Origin of the sequence: Pseudofrankia coriaricola (assembly GCF_032027725.1) — a bacterium.
GTDB lineage: Bacteria > Actinomycetota > Actinomycetes > Frankiales > Frankiaceae > Pseudofrankia.
The window spans coordinates 254821-275724 of record NZ_JASNFO010000002.1; the positions used below are offsets into that span (position 1 = coordinate 254821).

The 20904-nt window shown below is 70.9% G+C and carries 20 protein-coding genes; 3 read left to right on the forward strand and 17 right to left on the reverse strand.

Features of this window, described 5'->3' with window-relative positions; translation table 11 throughout:
• Positions 1-20 precede the first annotated feature (20 nt).
• The 5 genes from QOZ89_RS03185 to QOZ89_RS03200 form a co-directional block, all read right to left on the reverse strand.
• Positions 21-692, reverse strand: a complete 672-nt coding sequence (locus QOZ89_RS03185) for a phosphoadenylyl-sulfate reductase (RefSeq protein WP_071050816.1) — start codon at positions 690-692, stop codon at positions 21-23.
• A complete protein-coding gene (locus QOZ89_RS03190; protein WP_241841963.1) occupies positions 692-997 on the reverse strand; it encodes a transposase in 306 nt (101 codons plus the stop codon). The genes QOZ89_RS03185 and QOZ89_RS03190 overlap by 1 nt, the downstream gene beginning before the upstream one ends.
• A complete protein-coding gene (locus QOZ89_RS03195) occupies positions 994-2694 on the reverse strand; it encodes a nitrite/sulfite reductase (RefSeq protein ID WP_071050818.1) in 1701 nt (566 codons plus the stop codon). Before QOZ89_RS03195 ends, QOZ89_RS03190 begins: the two co-directional genes overlap by 4 nt.
• 126 nt (positions 2695-2820) lie before the next feature.
• Entirely contained in the window at positions 2821-2952 is a 132-nt protein-coding gene (locus QOZ89_RS47130; RefSeq protein WP_491677170.1) for a putative leader peptide, read from the reverse strand.
• Positions 2953-3094: 142 nt separating this feature from the next.
• The gene (locus QOZ89_RS03200) at positions 3095-3688 is read right to left on the reverse strand and encodes a response regulator transcription factor (RefSeq protein ID WP_241841964.1); all 594 of its coding nucleotides are present in this window, start codon (positions 3686-3688) and stop codon (positions 3095-3097) included.
• 397 nt (positions 3689-4085) lie between these two features.
• Between QOZ89_RS03200 and QOZ89_RS03205 the strand changes: the two genes are divergently transcribed.
• Positions 4086-5267, forward strand: a complete 1182-nt coding sequence (locus QOZ89_RS03205; protein WP_071050819.1) for a helix-turn-helix domain-containing protein — start codon at positions 4086-4088, stop codon at positions 5265-5267.
• A 242-nt stretch (positions 5268-5509) separates the two neighbouring features.
• Here QOZ89_RS03205 and QOZ89_RS03210 read toward each other — a convergent pair whose 3' ends face one another.
• The 8 genes from QOZ89_RS03210 to QOZ89_RS03245 form a co-directional block, all read right to left on the reverse strand.
• Complete coding sequence (locus QOZ89_RS03210; RefSeq protein WP_312622972.1) at positions 5510-6394, reverse strand: menaquinone biosynthetic enzyme MqnA/MqnD family protein; 885 nt, start codon at positions 6392-6394, stop codon at positions 5510-5512.
• A gap of 59 nt (positions 6395-6453) precedes the next feature.
• A complete protein-coding gene (locus QOZ89_RS03215; RefSeq protein WP_083419144.1) occupies positions 6454-6723 on the reverse strand; it encodes a hypothetical protein in 270 nt (89 codons plus the stop codon).
• Positions 6724-6876: 153 nt separating this feature from the next.
• Positions 6877-7293, reverse strand: a complete 417-nt coding sequence (locus tag QOZ89_RS03220; protein ID WP_241841965.1) for a hypothetical protein — start codon at positions 7291-7293, stop codon at positions 6877-6879.
• A 12-nt stretch (positions 7294-7305) separates the two neighbouring features.
• Positions 7306-8454 (reverse strand): aminofutalosine synthase MqnE, encoded by a 1149-nt coding sequence (mqnE, locus tag QOZ89_RS03225; RefSeq protein WP_071050821.1) that lies wholly within the window; start codon positions 8452-8454, stop codon positions 7306-7308.
• Positions 8455-8673: 219 nt separating this feature from the next.
• Positions 8674-9051, reverse strand: a complete 378-nt coding sequence (locus QOZ89_RS03230; RefSeq protein ID WP_312622919.1) for a hypothetical protein — start codon at positions 9049-9051, stop codon at positions 8674-8676.
• Between the two features lie 11 nt (positions 9052-9062).
• Positions 9063-9902: a UbiX family flavin prenyltransferase gene (locus QOZ89_RS03235; RefSeq protein WP_083419145.1), complete on the reverse strand. Its 840-nt coding sequence runs from the start codon at positions 9900-9902 to the stop codon at positions 9063-9065.
• Positions 9899-10801 (reverse strand): menaquinone biosynthesis prenyltransferase MqnP, encoded by a 903-nt coding sequence (mqnP, locus tag QOZ89_RS03240; RefSeq protein ID WP_071050825.1) that lies wholly within the window; start codon positions 10799-10801, stop codon positions 9899-9901. Before mqnP ends, QOZ89_RS03235 begins: the two co-directional genes overlap by 4 nt.
• Positions 10802-11247: 446 nt before the next feature.
• Positions 11248-12699, reverse strand: a complete 1452-nt coding sequence (locus tag QOZ89_RS03245) for a menaquinone biosynthesis decarboxylase (RefSeq protein ID WP_071050826.1) — start codon at positions 12697-12699, stop codon at positions 11248-11250.
• Positions 12700-13082: 383 nt separating this feature from the next.
• On the opposite strand from QOZ89_RS03245, the gene QOZ89_RS03250 reads away from it, so the two are divergent.
• The gene (locus QOZ89_RS03250) at positions 13083-13508 is read left to right on the forward strand and encodes a PLD nuclease N-terminal domain-containing protein (RefSeq protein WP_083419146.1); all 426 of its coding nucleotides are present in this window, start codon (positions 13083-13085) and stop codon (positions 13506-13508) included.
• Positions 13509-13748: 240 nt separating this feature from the next.
• Here QOZ89_RS03250 and ccsB read toward each other — a convergent pair whose 3' ends face one another.
• The 4 genes from ccsB to QOZ89_RS03270 all read right to left on the reverse strand — a co-directional run bounded on the left by ccsB (position 13749) and on the right by QOZ89_RS03270 (position 18871).
• Complete coding sequence (ccsB, locus tag QOZ89_RS03255; protein WP_071050827.1) at positions 13749-14870, reverse strand: c-type cytochrome biogenesis protein CcsB; 1122 nt, start codon at positions 14868-14870, stop codon at positions 13749-13751.
• Entirely contained in the window at positions 14870-16855 is a 1986-nt protein-coding gene (resB, locus tag QOZ89_RS03260; protein WP_312622920.1) for a cytochrome c biogenesis protein ResB, read from the reverse strand. The genes ccsB and resB overlap by 1 nt, the downstream gene beginning before the upstream one ends.
• Positions 16852-17988 carry a cytochrome c biogenesis CcdA family protein gene (locus tag QOZ89_RS03265; protein WP_312622921.1) on the reverse strand — a complete coding sequence of 379 codons (1137 nt, stop codon included), beginning with the start codon at positions 17986-17988 and terminating at the stop codon, positions 16852-16854. The genes resB and QOZ89_RS03265 overlap by 4 nt, the downstream gene beginning before the upstream one ends.
• Before the next feature lie 205 nt (positions 17989-18193).
• Positions 18194-18871: a TlpA family protein disulfide reductase gene (locus QOZ89_RS03270; protein ID WP_083419148.1), complete on the reverse strand. Its 678-nt coding sequence runs from the start codon at positions 18869-18871 to the stop codon at positions 18194-18196.
• A 698-nt stretch (positions 18872-19569) separates the two neighbouring features.
• Here QOZ89_RS03270 and QOZ89_RS03275 point away from each other — a divergent pair.
• Complete coding sequence (locus QOZ89_RS03275) at positions 19570-20490, forward strand: hypothetical protein (RefSeq protein WP_241841967.1); 921 nt, start codon at positions 19570-19572, stop codon at positions 20488-20490.
• The last annotated feature ends 414 nt before the right edge of the window (positions 20491-20904 follow it).

A 20904-nucleotide genomic window follows, 5' to 3' on the forward strand; every position in this document is an offset into this window, starting at 1 on the left:
GACACCGTCCCGCTCAACCACTAATGGATTCCGCACTCAGTCTTGGTGGAACCCGCCCAGCGGCCGGCGCGGCCGGCGCCGCGCTGGGTGCAGGGCCAGCAGCCGACCGACTCGTAGCCGTCGGACAGCAGCGGGTTGACGATCACGTTGTGCTCGGCGACATAGCGTTCGACGTCCTCGTCCGTCCAGGTCGCGAGCGGGTGGATCTTCACCTTGCCGCGCCGCTCGTCCCAGCCGACGACCGGCAGACTGCGGCGGCCGGCCGACTCGGCACGCCGTGACCCGGCCGCCCACGCCTTGTACGGGGCGAGCGCCCGGTCCAGCGGGACGACCTTGCGCATCCGGCAGCACAGGTCCGGGTCGCTGGCGTACAGGTCCTTGCCGTGGACGGCGTCCTGGCCGGCGACGGTCAGCTGCGGCCGGACGCTGATCAGCGGCAGGTTGTAGGTCGCGGCCACCGCGTCGCGGGTTCCGACCGTCTCGGCGAAGTGGTAGCCGGTGTCGATGAACACGACCGGCACGTCGGACCGGATCTTCGCGAGCATGTCGACCAGGACGGCCTCGGCCATCGAGGCGGCGACGACCAGTTTCGTGCCGAACTCCTCGACGGCCCAGCGCAGCACCTCTTCGGCGGGTGCGTCGGCGAGGTCCCTGTCGGCCCGCTCCGCGCGGGTCTTCAATCCGGCGTCCATCAGCCGTTCTCCTCCGGTGCGGTCGTGCTGGAGGGCCAAAGGGCGTGCGAAAATGATCTTCTTTCGCTCGCCCGGAGGCCGTTGTCCGCGGGATCACTAGTGGTGCCAGGGGCGGTGCCAGGAGTGCTACCGGTGATCGTGGCGGAGCTGGCGAGCGCGGTGAGGCTCAGCCGGAAGGAGCGCTGGCAGGCGCGGCACGCCCAGTGGCCGTGCCCCTCGCCGGTCGCGCCTTCCGGGATATCGGGAACGAGGTCCTCTTCGCCGCAGTACGGGCAGTAGAAGGGCACCGCGCGACCCGTGCTCACTGGTGCGCCATGACCGCGTCGTGGGTGAGGATCGACTCGTCCACCCGCTCGACCCAGTCGGCGAACGCCTCGCCGTCGGCGCGCTCGGCCTGGTAGGTCTTCAGCAACCCGACGACGTAGTCGACCAGCTCGTCCGAGGTGATCTTCAGGCCGCGCGACTTGCGGCCCAGCCGCGAGCGGGTGCCGAGGTGGCCGCCGAGGTGCAGCTGGAAGCCCTCGACCATCTCGCCGCCCGGTCCGGGCACGAGCGACCCCTTCAGGCCGATGTCCGCGACCTGGAAACGGGCGCAGGCGTTCGGGCAGCCGTTGACGTTGATCCCGACCGGCTCGTCGAACTCGGGCAGCCGCCGCTCCAGCTCCTCGATGAGGGTGGCGGCGTTGGCCTTGGTCTCGACGATCGCGAGCTTGCAGAACTCGATGCCGGTGCAGGCCATCGTGCCGCGGCGGAACACGCTCGGACGCACCACCAGGTCGAGTGCCGCCAGGTCCTTCTCGAGCGCCGGCACGTCGCTCTCGGCGACGTCGAGGATGACCAGCTTCTGCGACGTGGTCGCGCGGATGCGGCCCTGGCCGTACTGGTCGGCGAGGTTCGCGACGACCGTCAGCGTGGTCCCGGTGAGACGGCCGGCGCGCGGCGCGAAGCCGACGGCGAACCTGCCGTCCGCCTGCCGGTGGATGCCGATGTGGTCGCGCCCTTCGGAGCGCGGCGGCGCCGGCGGCGGGCCGTCCGGCAGCGGCGTGTCGAGGTACTCCTTCTCCAGGGTGGCCCGCACCCACTCCGTGCCCATGTCGGCGACCAGGAACTTCAGCCGGGCGCGGGTGCGCATCCGCCGGTAGCCGTAGTCGCGGAACAGCGAGGCCACGCCGTGCCAGACCTCGGCGACCCGGTCCGGCTGCACGAACGTCCCCAGCCGGACGCCCAGCTTCGGGTTCGTGGACAGGCCGCCGCCGACCCACAGGTCGTAGCCGGGCCCGAGCTCCGGGTGGACGACACCGACGAAGGCGATGTCGTTGATCTCGTGGAGCGTGCAGTGGTCGACGCACCCCGACATCGCCGACTTGAACTTGCGCGGCAGGTTCGCCAGCGACGGGTCGCCGACGAAGCGGCGCACAGTCTCCTCGATCGCCGGGGTGGCGTCGATGATCTCGTCGCCGTCGACGCCGGCCAGCGGGCAGCCGACCATGACGCGCGGGGTGTCGCCGCAGGACTCCTCGGTGGTCATGCCGGCGCCCTCGAGCGCGCCCCAGATCGCGGGGACGTCCTCGATCCGGATCCAGTGCAGCTGGATGTTCTGCCGGTCGGTGACGTCGGCGACGTCCCGGCCGTAGCGGGTCGAGATGTCGCCGATCACCCGCAGCTGGTCGGATGTCATCCGCCCGCCGTCCAGGCGGATCCGCTGCATGAAGTAGGAGTCCTCGATCTCCTCGGGCTCCAGGATCGCGGTACGGCCGCCGTCGATACCGGGCTTGCGCTGGGTGTAGAGGCCCCACCAGCGGAATCGGCCGCGCAGGTCCTGCGGATCGATGCTGTCGAACCCGGTGTAGGGATAACGATTGAGAATCCGGTCACGGACCTCGAGGCCGCCCTGATCCTTCTTCATCCGCTCGTTGGCGTTGAGCGGCTCGGTGTAGCCGAGGGCCCACTGGCCCTGGCCCTTCGGGCGGGCCGGGCGTGCGGGCCGTGCAGGAGAAGTCATCTGATCTCTCGCGACGCGGGTAGCGGAGCGCCGAACGGCTGGACGGCGCCAGGATCCGGGAACGTCCCCGGCGGGCACGACAGGCCCAGGGAACTGGGCTGTGACCGGCGAAAGGGGACGGCGGGGTCAGCAGGCGCGACGACAGCAGGCGCTGGCTACCCGGAGCAGGTCGACGTGCAGACGCGCGACCAGTAGAAGCTCCGGAGCACCCTCAACCGCCATGGCCAGCGGCCGTGTGGTCGGTTGGGGCGCAGTCATGGGACCTATGGTTTCACAGATGTGACCGACGTGCCGCAGTTGTGGCCTAATCGATCCTCTGCACGCTGAGCTAACGACAATTACCCACCAGACGAATCGGGATAGTAGCTCCCGGGCGCCTTGGTGGCGGTTTGTCCGGGGCTCAGGCCGCGGGCGCCGGGCGCCGGCAGACGGCGCGCAGGCGATCGACGAGCGGGCCTGAGCCAAGGCCCTTCTCCATCACGTCGTCGGCGCCAAGGGCCAGCGCCTCGTCACGTACCGTGTGCGCGGAGAAGCCGGTGAAGACGACGACCCGGGCACCCGGCACCAGCCGGCGCACCTCGGGCAGCGCGGCGATCCCGTCGAGCACCGGCATCGCCACATCGAGGATGACGAGGTCCGGACCGGTCTCGGCGACGAGGTCGATCGCCTCGGCGCCGTTGGCGGCCCGGCCCACGATGGTGAAGTCCGGCTCCAGGTCCAGCAGGAGGCAGATCAGGTCACGCACGCCATCGGCGTCGTCCGCGACGACTACCCGCAACGGGCCCGACTCGCCGCGAGGCACGGCACCTTCGGCGCCGGCACGGCTCAGGCTCGGGCCCCGGGAGAGCTCGGCGGCACGGGAGCCGCCCTCTGGACGCACGCCACCGTCCGGACGGACGTCGCCTCCGGTGGGGAAGCTGTCCGGACGGAAGCGAACGGGGTGGAGCGCCTCGGTCTCTACCGCCTCGGCGCCTGCTTCGAGGTGCCGGTCCACTCGTACCGTTCTACCGGACCACACAAGGTGTGCCCATCGTCATTCAGGGTGGTATTCGCGCATGGCCCGGGCGGGCCTCGGCCTCAGCCCGCCGCGAGGGAAACCAATCGCGATGCGCAATCGAATCGCATACACACGGTAATCGATGTGACTATACGCGTATGTGACCTTTGGCCTCTAGCCCTGCGTGGTGCTCGACGCAATAGACTGATCACCAACAGTGACACGCACGCGAGTCATGCGACGGCCAAATCCCGTCAGCGGGGCCCTCTCGACGGAGCCCTTTCAACGGGGCCTCGGCGGTTGGTCTTCGCGGCATGGTTGCCGCACAGCCTGGCTGTGCGGCGGGCTGCCGCGTGGTGACAGTGTGACCGCGGCCGGGACCAGTGGAGCGCAGATGCGGCATTCGGGCAACCGGCAGAGCAGCCGTGGCCCGGAAGACACGGCCACCGCCGAGGAGATCTTCCATCAGGAGGTCCGTCGTCGCAGGTGCGCCCGCGGACTCTCCCGCGACGATGTCGCGCAGCGAACCGGCTACAGCCGCCAGTACGTCAGCCAGCTCGAGCAGCCGAGCAAGGGGATTCCTCCCCGGCCCGTGGTCGTCGCCGTCGACGCGGTGCTGTGTGCCGACGGAGCCCTGATCGCGCTACGTGACCAGGCCATGGTTGCGCGCGCCGAACGGGCCGGCCAGCCGCGCGACCCGGAGCGCGAGTCCCGCCGCCGGGTTCACGACCTGCTGCACAACCGTCGCCGCGACACCGACCTAGACTACCTGGACCGCATGGTGGGCGAGCTGATCGCGATGGCGGACAGCCTCAGCCCGCGGGACGTCTCCAGCCGGGTCCTCGACCAGCAGGAGTTCGTCGACTCCCTGCTGCGCACCCCGATGCTGCCGCACCAGCAGTTCCGGCTCTACATGATCGCCGGGCACCTCGCGGGGCTGCTCGCGATCGCGCAGCTCGACATGGGCGACCTCGCCGGTGCGAGCACCTGCTGCCTGGAGGCCGCGGTCTTCACCGAGCTCACCGGCCATGAGGGGCTGCGGGCCTGGACGCTGGCGGTCAACCGGCTGGTCGGTGAAACCGCGCGGCACGCGGCGGCGATCATCGACGGTGACGGTGGCGCGAACCCGCCGTACGGGCCCGACGCGGCGCGGCTCATCGACAGGGCCGGCCTCACCGACCAGATCGAGCTCCCGGACGAGGCCGAGCTCCCCGACGCTGCCTCGATCTTCCTGGCCGACGGCTACGACGAGCCCAGCCGGATGGACTACGCGGCCACCGCGGGCGCCGCGGCCACCGCGGGCGCCGCCGAGGCGTCGTCCGACCCGATCGTGCGGCGCGCGGACGAGCTGGCGGCCGGTCGGCCGGCCGGCCAGGAGCGGGCACTTCTCGACGCCGAGCCGACCAGCCCGCCCTGGCGTGGCCTCTCGGACCTGATGACCGCCCCAGGCGGGCGGGCCAGCACACCGCGCCTGGTCGCGCTGGTCAAGGGCCGGATCGCCCGGTTCGCCACCACCAGCGCCCGCCGCGAACGCCCTCCATACGGCATTTCCCGCGCTTTCCACCCACCCGTATAACACTCACCGGGCCAAAGGCGGGCGCTGCGCGCCTTCAGCCTTTAGATCCTTGGGGCAACGGCCGCCGGGCACGCGAAGGAAGAGCATCTTCGCATGCCCTTTGGCCCTCTAGATCCTGGGGGCAACGGCCGCCGGGCACGCGAAGGAAGAGCATCTTCGCATGCCCTTTGGCCCTCTAGATCCTGGGGGCAACGGCCGCCGGGCACGCGAAGGAAGATCATCTTCGCATGCCCTTTGGCCCTCTAGACGTCGGCGAAGGTGAGTTCGCGGAGTGGGGGGACGGCGCCGCGGGTGGTGGCGCGGCGGGCGAACTCGGTGATGCCCTCGAGCTGGCGGGGGCCGAGCCGGAAGTCCAGGGTCGTGAAGTAGCGGACGAGCGACGCCGGGTCGAAGACCTCCCAGCGCGCCGCGCTGGTCGCGACCGTCGTCACCTCGGAGAGCGCGAGGTCGAGGCTCGCCCGGAAGGCGCCGTGGACTTCCTTGACCAGGCCGGGGTGCGCCCGCGCGAAGTCGCGGCGGGCCGCCCAGACAGCGAAGACCATCGGCAGGCCGGTCCACTCCCGCCAGGCCGCGCCCAGGTCGAGCACCGTCGGCTGGTGGCCCGGGCCGCCCTGCTCGTGCTCGTAGTAGGCGCGCAGGGCGACATCGCCGATCGTCACCGCCGCGTCGGCCTCGCGCAGCATCATCGGCACGTCCGGCGGCATCGTGACGTAGTCGGGACGCACCCCGAAGCGGTCCTCGAGCATCATCCGGGCCAGCAGCACGCTGGTCCGCGACGTGGAGCCGAGCGCGACCGAGCGGATCTCGCCGACCGGTACCTGGGTGCTCAGCACCACCGACAGGACCGGCCCGTCCGAGCCGACGGCGATGTCGGGCAGCACGACGAGCTCGTCGGCGTGCCGCAGGTACTCGACGAGGCTGATCGGGCCGATGTCGAGGTCCCCGGCGACGAGTGCCTCGCTCAGGTGGTCCGGTGTGTCCTTGAACAGGTCGAGGTCCAGCAGCGCGCCCGAGTGGACCAGGCCCCAGTAGAGCGGCAGGCAGTTGAGGAACTGGATGTGCCCGACCTGTGGCCGGCTCGGGACGCCGGCCTCCGCGGTATGTGGGCCGTCGGCCCCGCCCGGCACCTCCCCCGCGGCCTTGGAGGCGCCGGCGCCTTCCGCGCTGCCTGGACTCGCCTGAAGCGTCACTGCTGGCCCCGGCGGATCTCGAACGCTCGCTGCGCGGCCCGCCGCTGGCGCAGCGCGAGCGGGAAGCTCATGATCCCGCTGACGACCAGCGCGGCGAAGAAGGCGAGCCACCCGTTCACGCCGAGCAGCAGCACGGCCGCCAGCACCGCGCCGAACAGCACGGCGCGCAGCGCGAAGTAGCGAAGGTTGATCGCGAGCAGCCCCGACGGCTCCTTGGAGGAGGGCGCCAGGCTTGTCTCGGGCTTCATCGGCACGGGCTTGGTCATCGACCCCTCGAGTCCTTCCGGCGGTGGGGGCCGCCGGAGGTGCGAAGGAAGAACATTTCCGCACCTCCTTTGGCCTCTAGGCTTGGTCTCCTCCAGGCTGCCTCATAGACGGCCTCCGCAGAGTCATCCGGTGATTTCCAGGATTCTCCGGATCTAACGGCGGCGGGAACGCCTGCGCACCCAGCCCAGCCGGACCAGCACGCTCGGATAGCAGCCCAGGCAGACGATGACCGTCAGCAGCCCCAGCAACGAGGCTGGGCCGAGTCCCAGACCGAGCGCGTGCGACACCAGGTAGACCACGATTCCGGGTACCAGGATCACGATGAACGCCAGCACGAAGATCGACCCGATGCCAGCCTGGCCCGGCTGAGGAGCGCCCGGATGCCTCGGGTGGCCCGGGCCCGGGCCCGGCGACGGTTGGCTGGCCCGCGCGTCCGACGAGGTGACCACGGGCGACGAGGGCGCGCCGCCAGGCGCCTCGGCGACCGGCGGGGCCTCCTGGAACCCTGGGGGCCCGCTGGCGCGCGGGGCTTCGCCGTCATCGCGCGCCCTCCGGCCAGGGTCGGTCACGTCAGCCCTCGCTCACGCGTCGATCGGCTGAGGGATGTCGCGGCGGGCCGGGTCAGGGCCGTCAAAGGTGCGGATCACCCGGTAGCGGGTGTCGCGCTCGACCGGCTGGAAGCCCGCGTCGCGGATCACCGCGAGCAGGTCGTCCCGGGTCATCGTGTTCGGCGTGCCGAACCGGTCGGCATCGTGAGTGATCTTGTATTCGACGACCGAGCCGTCCAGGTCGTCCGCGCCGAAGTTCAGCGCGAGCTGTGCGGTCGTCAGACCGTGCATCACCCAGAAGCACTTGACGTGGTCGACGTTGTCGAACAGCAACCGGGAGACGGCGAACGTCTTGAGCGCCTCCGCGCCCGTCGCCATCGGCTGGTTCATCAGCCGATTACGGGGATCGCCCGCGGCGTCGTGCTGGAATCGCAGCGGAATGAAGACGGCGAAACCGCCGGTCTCGTCCTGGAGCTCGCGCAGCCGGAGCACATGGTCGACGCGGTGCCGCGGCTGTTCGACGTGGCCGTAGAGCATCGTGCACGGCGTGCGCAGGCCCTTGGCATGCGCCAGCCGGTGGATGCGCGACCAGTCTTCCCAATGGGTCTCGTGACCGACGATCTGCTGGCGGATCTCCCAGTCGAAGATCTCCGCACCGCCGCCGGTCAATGACTCCAGGCCGGCGTCGATCAGTTCGTCGAGGATCTCGTCGGCGGTCAGACCGCTGATCTTCTCGAACCAGTGAATCTCGGTGGCGGTGAACGCCTTGAGCGCGACGCCCGGCAGCGCGGCACGCAGCTCGCGCAGCGAGCGCGGGTAGTACCGCCACGGCAGGGTCGGGTGCAGGCCGTTGACGATGTGCAGCTCGGTGATGCCGGCGGGCTCCATCTCCTTGGCCAGGCGGACGGCCTCTTCGATGCGCATCGTGTATGCGTCGGCCTCGCCGGGCTTGCGCTGGAAGGAGCAGTAGGCACAGGAGGCCGAGCAGACGTTCGTCAGGTTGAGGTGGCGGTTGACGTTGAAGAACGTCTGGTTCCCGTTCTTGCGGGTCCGCACCTCGTGCGCGAGGCCACCGAGCCAGGCCAGGTCATCGCAGGCATAGAGCGCCTCTCCGTCGGCCCGGTCCAGCCGTTCCCCGGCATGGACCTTCTGCTCGATCTCCCGCTTCAGCCCGGCGTCCATACCGATGAGACTAGACCCACGGCCGGCGCGATCATCAACGACGAGACCACCGGCACAAGGGATACCGTCCCGTCGGCGCCCCCCACAACGAGGGAGCCCATCGGAGGCGGGACGGCGGGCGGACGGGTGACGACCGGCCGGATATCTCGGCCCGCCCTCCCACGGATGCCGAGGTCGAACCAGCATCCGGGCAGCGGCCGGCGCCCAGCGGCGGCCGGGCTACTTGGCCGGCTTGCCCGGCCCGGCGGTGTCGCGGCGGGCGACACGCTTCTGGATCCGCGCGATCGGCCAGGTCACGACGGAGGCCGCGATCATCCCGATCAGCAACGCCCAGAGAACGTAGAAGCCGACCAGAATGAGGATCACGGTGATCACGGCGAAGACCGCGATCCGGATGAGGAAGTAGGGAAGCGCGGCCTTCAGGTCGTCGGGCTGGTGCTCGGGCTTGGTGCCCTTCACCTTCTTTGGCCCCGTCGTCGGCACGGACTTCACCGTGGGCACGGACTTCGCCGTGGGCACGGACTTCGCCGTCGCCGTCTTCGGCTTGGCCGGCGCCTTCGGCTGCGCCGCGGCCCCCTGGTTCCGCCCGCGTGCCATCCCGATCTCCCTCAGTCCTTTGGTCCACCGAGGAGCTGGCCCGTTCCCGCGCCCGCGCCCGCTTCGTCGTCGCCGTCCCACCCGTGCGGTGTGCCATCTACTGTGCCAGGTCTCGGACGGTCCGTACGCGCCGCGCCCAGTTGTCCCGCCCACCGCCGGAACAGGGTGTTGGGCACGCCCGCCGCGTCGAGGACCCGGCCGGCGACGAAATCGACCAGTGCCTGCGCGTCCGCCGCTCCGGCATAGAAGCCAGGGCTCGCGGCGGCGACCACCGCGCCCGCGTCGTGCAGCGCCAGGAGGTGGCGCAGGGTGGCGCCGGTGAACGGCATCTCGCGGGGCACGACCAGCAGCCGGCGCCCCTCCTTGAGGGTCACGTCGGCGGCACGCTGCAGCAGGTCCTTGGACAGGCCGAGCGCGATTCCGGCGATCGACGCGGTACTGGCCGGCACGACGATCATGCCGCGGGTCGGGTAGGAACCACTGCTCGGCCCGGCGGCCAGGTTGTCGGCGCCGTGCACCCGCACCAGTCGGGCGACCTGCTCGGCGATGAGCCCGCGGTCGGGCCGCCCGCCGCCGGCGAGCGTCGTCCCGAGCCACTCGGCGAGCGCCCCCGGCCACGCGCCGTCGCCGTCGCGCCAGGCGATCCCCGTCTCATCCAGCAGGGTGAGCCGCGCGGCCCGGGAGACCACCAGGTCCACCGGCAGGCCGGCGGCCAGCAGGCCGCGCAGCACCGACGCGGCGTACGGCGTGCCACTTGCCCCGCTGACCCCGACGACCCACGGCCTCCGCCCCTCATCGGGCGCGGCGCCGTCGCGGGCGGTGCCTGGCCGTCCGCCGGGGGGCGTGGTCACGCGACGAGGCCGCGCGCGATCAGGTCGACGAGCGCGAAGCCGAACAGCGCGATGCCGACGAAGCCGTTCGCCGTGAAGAACGCGCGGTTGACCTTGGACAGGTCGCTCGGGGTGACGATCGCATGCTCGTAACCGAAAGCGACCGCGGTCAGCCCTAGCCCCACCCACCAGAAGGCGCCGAAGCCCTCGGCCAGCCCGAACAGGACGAACAGGACGAACGTCACGACGTGAGTGGCCGCCGATGCGATGAGGGCGGCTCGTACTCCGAACCGGGCCGGCACCGAGTGGACCCCGATCCGACGGTCCACCTCGACGTCCTGGCAGGCGTAGATCAGGTCGAAGCCACCTATCCAGCTGCCGACCGCCAGCCCAAGCAGTACGGCGCCCCACGACCAGTGGCCGGTGATCGCGATCCAGGCACCGATCGGCGCCACCGCCTGCGCGACCCCGAGGACGACCTGCGGGAAGTTCGTGAACCGCTTGGCGTAGGGATAGACGACCAACGGGGCGACGGCCGCCGGAGCGAGCGCCAGACAAAGCCAGCCGAGCGCTGCCGCGGCGGCGAGGAACACCACCAGCGCGACACCCGCGCCAATGATCGCGGTACGAACGGCCACCACGCCGGTGACCAGCTCCCGGCGCGCGGTGCGCGGATTACGGGCGTCGATCTCCCGGTCGATGACCCGGTTGGCCGCCATCGCGAACGTCCGGGCGGCGACCATCGCGACGGTCACCAACACCAGGTCCGCCCAGTGCACCGACCGCGACACCCGGAACCCAGCTGCCAGCGCCGCCACATAGGCAAACGGCAACGCGAACACCGAATGTTCGATCATCACCAGTCGCAGGAACGCCCGCGGCCGCGCCGTCACCGCCGGCAACCAGGCAGCCTCACTCATCGCACACCTCGCGGGGACCTACCACCGACGCATACCCGCCGGGGTCCCCGGATCTCCGTGCCGCCCCAGCGGCGCGGATATCCGGGGCTATGCCTAGTCAGATCCACACCAGCCCCGGACATCCGCTCGATCGTCACCAGCCGCAGAAACGCCCGCGGCCGCGCTGTCACCGCCGGCAACCAGGCAGCATCACTCATCGCACACCTCGCGGGGCTCCACCACCGACGTCAACCCCCCGGGGTCCCCGGGGGTGCCCGGCCCCGCCCCCCGCGGGCGGACCCCGGGGGGGGCACACCCCGTGGATCCGAGCCGCGCCAGCGGATCGGATCCACGGGGCTATGCCAAGCCGGATCCACGCCAGCCCCGACGATCCGTCACTCATCGGTCACACCAGCGCTCGTCATTCGTCGCTCGCCACCCGTTGGTCATAGGTCCTCGTCCCGCGGTCAAATTCCGTAGTCCTTCCAGCGGTCAGTGACCAGCGTGCGGGTGGCGTCGTCCATCACGCACTCCGCCGGCCAGCCGCCGGCTCGGCGGTAGCCCTCGGTCGGAAGCTTCCTGGTGGCGTCGATGCCGGCCTTGCCACCCCAGAACTGCTCGTAGGACGAGTGGTCGAGGTGGTCGACCGGGCCGATCGTGGTGACCAGGTCGTGGGCGTAGTCGACGTTGCCGAACGCCCGCCAGGCGACCTCCGTGTAGTCGTGCACATCACAGTCGGCATCGACGACGATCACCAGCTTGGACAGCGACAGCAGCCCGGCGCCCCAGACCGCGTGCATGACCTTCTGTGCCTGTTTCGGGTAACGCTTGTCGATCGAGACGAGCGCGCAGTTGTGAAAGACGCCGGCCTCGGGAAGGTCGTAGTCGACGATCTCGGGAACCAGCATCTTGATGAGCGGCAGGAAGATGCGCTCGGTCGCCTTTCCCATCGGGCCGTCCTCCTGCGGGGGCCGGCCGACGACGATCGTCTGGTAAATCGGCTCCCGTCGCATCGTCATCACCTCGACGTGCAGCGCGGGGAAGGGCTCGACCGGGGTGTAGAAGCCGGTGTGATCGCCGAACGGCCCTTCTGGGCGGCGCTCCCCCGGCTCAAGCCAGCCCTCCAGCACGATCTGCGCGTTGGCCGGGACCTGCAGCGGGACGCTCACGCAGTCGACCAGCTCGACCCGCTCGCCACGGAGGAAGCCGGCGAACAGGTACTCGTCGATGTCGGCGGGAAGCGGCGCGGACGCGGCATAGGTGACCGCCGGATCGCAGCCGAACGCGATCGCGACCGGCAGCCGCTCGCCGCGCCGCTCGGCGACCGCGTGGTGGGCGTTGGAGTCCTTGTGGATCTGCCAGTGCATGCCGACGGTGCGCGCGTCATGCCGCTGCAGCCGGTACATGCCGAGATTGCGGGCGCCGGTCTCCGGGTGGCGGGTGTGCGTGAGGCCCAGGTTGAGGAAGGCGCCGCCGTCGTCCGGCCAGGAGGTGACGGCCGGCAGCCGGAACAGGTCGACCTCGTCGCCCTTGTAGACGACCTCCTGGCAGGGCGCGGTGCGGACCTTCTTCGGCGGCATGTTCGTCAGTCGGGCGGCCTTGCCAAGCGCCTCACGCATGCCGGAGAAGCCATGCGGCAGCTCAGGGCGCAGCATGTCGGCGATCCGGTCGCCCAGGTCGTCGAGCCGCTCGACGCCGAGCGCCCTCGCCATCCGCTTCTCGGTGCCGAAGACATTGATGGCCAGCGGCATGTCCGAGCCCGCCGGGTTCTCGAACAGCAGCGCCGGACCGCCGGCACGAACGACTCGCTGGACGATCTCGGTCACCTCCAGCTTCGGGTCCACCGTCGCCGCCACGCGACGCAGCTCACCGTGCTTCTCGAGGTCACGCAGGAACGCCCGCAGATCCGCCCATGCCATGCCGCCATCCTCCCAGCGCACCTCCTCCCCGCGCCCAGTGCACTCAGTGCGCTGTGCCGCTTCCTCGCCCGGCGGGCACGCGCCGACCGGCCAGACCGGTCTGGCCGGTCAGACCGCCTGGTCAGGGAGCGGAATCGGTCGGCCGGATCGGCGGTTGTCGTCAGTGGCCAGACGCCGCCGGTAGCCAGGGCGCACACTGACTCCTAGGCGACACCCGCCCCTATGCACCGGATGGACCACCCCCGCCGCGATGAAGACGCTGGTCAGCGCGGCGACGCGGAGACGACCATCGGTCTGGGTAGGTCTCGCCGGCGTCGTAAGGTGGTCAAGGGCCGTGAACGACGCAAGACGAACGGCTAGCAGGAAAGGGGGGCGACGAGCCGGTGGTTCTCCTGCTCTACGTCGTGATCTGTGCGGCCATGGCCTACGTGATCCTGGACATCGCGCGAACCCCCCGGAGCGGGATCCGAGTCCTGTCCAAGCCGGTCTGGATCGCGCTCGTTCTTCTGTTCGGGGTGCTGTTCGGGCCGATCAGCTGCGTGCTCTGGTTCATCTTCGGTCGGCCGCGGTCGGCGATCGGCCGCGGCGGCGCACGCGCCCGCCGCGAGCACCCGGCCTACGGCGGTTCCGGCCGGTGGGACGCCATCTCGTCGCACCGTTCCGACGGCCTGGGCCGTGCGCGGGGCCGCGTTCACTGGCTCGAGCAGCCCGACCGCCCGCGTGGCCCCGATGACGATCCCGAGTTCCTGCTCGAGCTCTCGGAGCGCCTGCGCCGCCAGGACCCCGACGGTCCCTCCCCGCGTCCGTAACCGGTCGGGCCTGACGTGGTCGTCGACAAGCGCTAGATCAAATCTGCTGAGCCGCTGGCGCGACCCAGCCACAGCACATGACGGCGCCTCTAGCGCAGTGCCAACCCAGCCACATCTTCAATCTGGCACCACACCAACCACGGCCATACGCCTGCACCCGGCACCACGCAAGAGGACGCCCCGCGTCCGACAGGCGGATGGGCGAGCGGTCGCGCAAGCGACCTTCGAGCCAGATCCGCCTCAGACTCCGGCGTAGGAGTGCAGGCCCGAGATGACGAGGTTGACCAGGTAGTAGTCGACGAACAGGGCGCTGAACGCGACCAGGGAGACGGCCGCGGCCTTGTAGCCGCGCCAGCCAGCGGTCGCCCGCGCATGTAGGTAGGCGGCGTAGCAGACCCAGGTGATGAACGACCAGGTCTCCTTCGGGTCCCAGCCCCAGTAGCGGCCCCAGGCGGCCTCGGCCCAGATCGCGCCGGCGATGACGGCGAACGTCCAGATCGGGAAACCGAATGCGATCAGCCGGTAGGTCAGGGTGTCAAGCGACGCCGACGCCGGCAGCTTCATGACGATGCCGCCGCGGTTGCGCATCGCGGCCGAGACGGGCGCCCGCCCGGCCGCGACCTCGGCGAGCCGGTGCTCCCAGCGGTCCTTGACCAGGAACAGCACTGTGGTGACCGCGGACACCAGGAAGATGCCGCTGGACAGGATCGCGGCAACGACGTGGATCTTCAGCCAGTACGAGTTCAGCGCCGGCACGAGCGGCCCCGCCGGGACGTAGAGCACCGTCCTGGCGAAGCCCAGGTAGACCAACGCGGGGAACACCAGGAAGACGCCTAGCCAGCGGACCGGGTAGCGGGTCAGCAGCAGGAGGAACGCCGAGATCGCGATCAGGCAGATCATCGACGAGAACTCGTACATGTTGCCCCACGGCACCCGGTGCGCCGCGAGGCCGCGGGTGACCAGGGAGCCGACGTGCAGTCCCCAGCCGAGCACCGTGAGCACGACGGCGATCCGGCCGATCAGGAGCGCCCGCGCCGGCTGGGCCTCCCCGGCGTCACCGGCCGAACCCGAGCCGCCGGCGGCCTTGCCGGCCGCGGCGCTCGTGACGGCGGGAGCGGCGGCTGAGACGTTACCCGCGGCGGCGCTGGCCTGGCCGGCCGCGGCGCCGACGAGCGCCGGCTCGCGGAGCGCGGTCTTCGCCGCGCTCTCGGCCCTCGGCGCGGCTGCGGCCGCGTCCGCCGTCCGGCCGATGCGGTTGAAGGCGAACTCAGCCGCGTAGCCGAGCATCGCGACCGCGTAGACGGCCATGGCACCGTCGACGAGATGATCGGACAGATGGGCGAGGCCCTCGTTGACGGCCATCAAGGCTCCCGTCTGGTGCTGGAGGGGTTGTTCTGGTCATCGGGCTCGGCGGATGGTTCCGCCTGCCCGCTGGCTTCCGTGGCATCCTCGGTTGTCGCCGTGGCCGCCGGTGACTGAGCTGGCGGTGACTGAGCTGGCGGTGACGGTGTGGCCACAGGCGGCGGACCGGGAGGTTCCGTCGCCGCGCGGACCCGGGCGGTGAGGGCGGTGAGCTCGGCCGCGAAGCCCTCCGCGTCCGAGCGGGACAGGCCACCGATCTCGACGGTGCTCCCCGTGCCGGCGGCCGGGCGGGCGCGGACCCAGACCCGGCGGCGACGCACCCGCAGGCTCGTCACCAGCCCGACGATGATCGCGATCGCCGCGTAGAGCACCAGGTTCTTGTACGGGTCGGACTTCGTCTCGAAGGTGGCGAACTCGCGCAGACCGTCGACCTCGAGCGACATGCCGCCGGGCAGGCCCGTCATCGTGCGGTTCTTCGGGTCGTTCAGCGCCAGCCGCTGGGCGGGCAACGCCTTACCGCTCGGGCCGTCGGTGCCGAACTGCTTGAGGTCCTGCGTGTCGAGCGAATAGATGTTCTGCGGGATGCCCTCGTTGACGTGCAGGTTGCCGAGCCAGCCAGTGAGGAACAGGCCCGGCGCGACCGCCGCCGGGTAGACCGAGACCGGTCCCTGGACCGGGTCGACGATGGTCGTCGGGGTGAAGAACCCGGTGAAGGCCAGCTGCTGCGGCGACCTGAGCGGCCCCACGGGCGGCAGCCCGGTGTCAGGGATCTTGACGGTGCAGGTCGACGTGAACATCCCGTCCCGTGGGGTGCACGGAACGTACGACTCCCAGACGGTCTTGCCGCTCTTGTCGCGCAGCACGAAGTGCGGCGCGTAGCCATGCCCCAGCAAGTAGATCTTGCTGCCGCCGATGCTCAGCGGGTGGTTCACCCGGATCTCGGCGTGCTTCGTCGGCGCGTCCAGGTCCTCGGCGTAGGCGACGGTCGCCACGAAGTCCTTGGGCTGGCCGTTCGCCTCATAGGTGGCCTTGAAGTCGTCCAGGTCGAGGGAGAACGGCCGCAGCTTGGCGGTGTCGACCAGCGTGCCGGCGCTGAACTGGTCATAGGAGATCAACGTGTTCGAGTAGCCGTTACCCTGGATCACCAGCACGGTGCCCTGGTAGCCGAACCAGGAGCCGAGGCCGACGCCGAGCAGCACGACGACGAGCGCGATGTGGAAGATCAGGTTCCCGGTCTCGCGCAGGTAGCCTTTCTCCGCCGCGACCGAGTGGTCGGGGTCGCCGCCGGCACGGGTCGCGCCGGGGGGCGCCACCGCCACCCGGAACCGCCGGCTTCGCAGCACCTTGCCGGCCGCCACGACGGCCTCGTCCGGCGCGAGCGTGCTCGCCCAGGACGACCCGCCGGCCAGCCGGCCGGGCCTCGACGGCGCCGCCGGCGGCCGGCCGACGAGCGCTCGCAGGTGCCACCGCACCCGCGACCACAGGCAGCCGATCAGTGAGATGAACAGCAGCAGGTAGATCGCCGCGAACCACGGCGCGCCGAAGACGTGAAATCCGCCGAGGCGGTTCAGGATCGGTGCCCAGGTCGGATGAGCGGCGTAGTACTCCTGCACCTTCAGCGGATTGATGGTGCGCTGCGGGAAGAGCGAGCCGGGGATGGCCGCCACCGCCAGCAGGAACAGCAGGATCAGCGCGGTGCGCATGCTGGTGAGCACCCGCCACGCCCGCCGCGGCGGGTCGAGCAGCCGGTCGAACTGGCCGCGCCCGCCGTCGCGCGCCGCGCCACCACTGGCGGCGTCGGCGGCGGCCGTGGCACTCGGCTTCGCCCCGGACGCCGGCGCGGCGGCCGCCTCCGGGAGGGAGAACTCGTCCGGATGGGCGACGATCTGGTCGGTGCCGGCGCCTACGACGGGTGTCGGCTCGTCCGAGCCTGGCTCGTTCGCGGCCCGCGCCGTCGGCACGGAGGTCGTCGGGGGTGGCGTCACAGCGGCGTCTCCGCGAATCCGGGGGCGTAGGGGCGCAGCGTCGCGACCAGGTCCGCCCACTGCCCGGTCACCTGTAGGACCCCGACGGCGACGAGCAGCGCGCCGCCCGCGACCGTCAGCAGCCGGGCATGCGAACGCACCGCGCGCAGGGCGCCGGCGACGCGTCGGAAGGCGAGCCCGGTGACGACGAACGGCACCCCGAGGCCGAGGCAGTACACGGCGGACAGGAACGCGCCGCGGCCGGCGGTGGCGCTCTGCACCGCCAGCCCCTGCACGGCCGCGAGAGTCGGGCCGAGGCACGGCGCCCAGCCGAGGCCGAACAGCGCGCCGAGCAACGGCGCGCCGAGCAGGCCCCGGGTGGGTGGTAGCCGGTGGATCCGGAACTCCCGGTTAGCCCAGGAAAACCGGGAGAACACGCCCGCGAACAGCAGGCCCATGGCGATCGTGACCGCGCCGAGCACCTGCGCGACCCCGACCTGGTGCACCTTCAGCCACTGCCCGAGCCCGCCGAAGGCGGCGCCAGCGGACACGAACACGACCATGAACCCGAGCACGAACAGCCCGGTCCCGGCGGTCACCCGCCCCGTTCGCCGAAGCCCGCCCAGCCCGTGCCGGACGGCCGTCGCGGTCGTCACCAGCCACGGCCGCTCCGCCGACAGCCTAGAGGGCCAAAGGGTGTGCGAAAATGATCTTCCTTCGCACACCCGGCGGCCGTTGTCCCCAGGATCACTAGAGGGCCAAAGGGTGTGCGAAAATGATCTTCCTTCGCACACCCGGCGGCCGTTGTCCCCAGGATCACTGACGGGCGACGGGTCCGGCGTGAGCGCCGTGTGCGCGTCGTGGGCGGCCGTGCCGGGCGCCATCGCCGCCGTCGCCCCGGCGGTCACGAGCGCCGGCCCGAGGACCGCGTCGGCCGGTTCGGCGCCGCTGGCCGCCGGAGCGGTGGCCCGCCGCGCCCTGGCCGCGGACGGCTCGCCTTCCAGGTCGGCCCCGGACAAGCCTGTGACGTAGGAGAGGTAGCCCGGGACGAGCGGCAGAACGCAGGGCGAGAAGAACGACAACAGACCGGCCGCCGCGGCGACCGGGGTCGCGAGCAGCAGGGGCCCGTCGGAGATCAGCCCGGTGAGGCTCACCCGCGGCCCCCCGCCCCGCGCGCCGGCCGTGGCCGGCCGGGTTCGCCGCGACGACCGTCAACCACCGCGGCGGGTCGACGGCCTAGGAGGCGGTGGACGGTGCGGGCCACTGTCGCGACGGTCGACGGCCGGGACGCGGCAGCGCGGCGGGCGGGCGTGGAGGTGCTCGACGGGGTCAGGAGGAGCGAGCCGCCGCTGAGGGCGATCACGTCTCGGCCGCCATCTGGTCGAGGACCCCGGCGAGCGCCTCGAACGAGACGGGGCCGGTGAACCGGGCCGCGATCTGGCCCTTGCCGTCGAGCACGACCGTCGACGGCAGGCCCAGCGCGATCGGCCAGCCCGCCGAGAGGATGCCTTTCTTGTCGGAGATGCTGGGATAGCTGACGGAGTAGTCACGAACGAACGCCAGACCCGGCGAGGTGCTCGGCTCCTCGTTCACTCCGACGAACGCGACGCCCGGGCGCTGCCCCGCGAGCTCGACCAGATGAGGGGTCTCCTCGCGGCAGGGCGCGCACCAGCTCGCCCAGAAGTTGATCACGACGGGTTTGCCGCGCAACGACGCAACGTCCAGCTTCTCTCCGGTCAGTGTGTCGCCGGCCAGCTTGGGCGCCGGCTTGCGCTCGGCGGGTGGGACGAAGTCCTGCCCCGCGGACTGCTGCACGAACCCGAAGCTGCCGCCGCCGGTCGCGTCGACGGCGGTCGAGCCCGTCGAGCAGCCGCTGAGCCCGAGGCCCACCGCCAGCGCCAGGGCAGCCGGCGCACCCGCGAGCCCGACGATCCGCCGCCGTGTCCCCGGCCGCGCGCCGCCCAGCGACGGCCGCCGGCCACGCACACGCGAATCCCGCCGTCGCATCTCCAGCACGCCACCCAGTATGTGCGCCACGCTCGCCGCCCCGACACGGTGTCTACGACCACTCGTAGAACTTCCCCCACACAGTAAGTCGCGCCGTTCGGACACGCCCCACTCGGCCCCGGTCCATCACGGTCGCGTCCCCGCGCTCGGCCGGTTGGGGCCCAGGGGTGATGGGCGGAACGCGGACGCGACGTGGGTGTGACGTGGTGAAGTTCACCGCCCATCGGGCCCGAGCCACGCCGCCAGGCCACGCCGCCACACCGACTTCCGTTCTCCTTGCCGGCCGGCCGGCCCGCCGCGCCGCACCGACGCCGGCGAAGGTCACCTGAACGCGCCGGGGCGTCGCCCGTAGGGCCCGGAATCGCCTCCGCATGATCTGTGGTGCCGAACAGCGCCTCATTCACCCCCAGAAACGATGCCCCGAACGCAGGCCTGGCCGGGCGGAGGTCGCTGCGTCCACCGCGGCGGGCACGACGTCGATGCCCTGCCCGCCAGTCAGAGCCCGCCAGGCGCGGCGCGGATCTCGCTGGTCGCCGCCGGCCTGTGGGCGGGTAGCGCACCGGGCCGCGGTGGCGACGGCCCGGCCACACGGTTTATCACTCTGCGTGCATGTAGGATCACCCTTCGCGTCGTCACTCTGAGTAGCGATATCTGGGGCGTGAAGCGTGCTGGAGTTGAAGTCGGTCCTGGTTGGCGCCCTTTTGGGGCAGCCACGGAGGGTGACGCGCGTGGCGGCGTCCGTGGTCGTCCTCAGTCTCCTGTTCATGGCGGTGAGTTCCACGGAGGCCTGGGCCGCCGACACAACACAGTTTCCGATAGACCCATCGCGCCATAAAGGCGTCGCGATACCGTTCGAGGGTTACACCGACCACCTTGGCGGGATACTGCCGATTTCCGGGGCAGTGGGCGTGGACCTGGTGCTCGGCATGCCCACACACAAGTACCTGCCCTGCCAGAATCTGACAGACAAATTCATCAATGCCTGCGAGGAGCGTGGGAGCTATACTACCTACACCCGGTTCAGAGCCGGCCAGGGGCTACTTTTCCCGTACGGGTACTTCATGGGAAACATGCAGCGGGACATCGTCACCGACCACTACGTGCAGACAGACTGGGGTCGGCGCGCCACAAACTTGTCGGTGGAGTTCTACCCCGAGTTGAGCCGCGACCGGGAGTACGTTCACCCGCGCTTCCAAATCGACCATTTCAACCCTCGTGTGAACGGATGGGCCTACTCCGCGCCCATCGGGCGAATCACTGTCCTCACCCTCGCGGACCCGGGGACGACCCGTGTTAGCGGAGGTATCACCGATGGGGGTAAGGCAATCGCCAAGGACCGAGTCAGGATCCTCGTTTTCGGCGGTAACGCCAGCTCCTCCACCGGTTACCCGGTCTCGTCGTTCGCGGTGTGGGACAGCGCAGGCGAAACGTCCTGGACTTCTGGAGCGATGTACGCGGGAACGCAGCTGATCACGGTGACCGACAAGGCGACCGGCCACACCTGCGACGTGCGGTACGGCAACATGACCGGCTCGAACAACCACTTGGACTTCGACATCTCTCAGCCCGGTTTCGGGCGTATCGGGCGTAAGTGCAACTTCGGCACCGACACCGTCTCGGACCGCCAGGTGGCTTACCCAAAGAAGTGACGGCACGCACAGACTCGCGGTTGCCACGCCGGTGCCGACACGTCGGCCGGCCGCTACCTCGGAGGACGGGCGTAGAAGGAAGTCCGCGGTACGACGACACCGGAGAGGGCACTGATCTGCCCTAATTATGGCTTATGCGCCAGGACAGGCCGGGTCCGCAGACGGCCGAACGATTCCCGTCTCGTAGGCGAACACGACGGCCCGCACTCGGTCGCGCGACTCAAGCTGCTTTGCAGGTCTGCTTCGTCTGGTGCCGCTCAAGGACCTGCCGGACACGCCGTAGATCGTGCTCGCCGCCGAGGCAGGCGAGGCGGGCGTGGGGGGGGGGGGGGGGGCCGCGCCCCCCCCCCCCAAACCCCCCCCCCCAAAAGCGGGAGCCCTGGGCCCCGCCGCCCGGCCGGGCGGGGGGGGGGG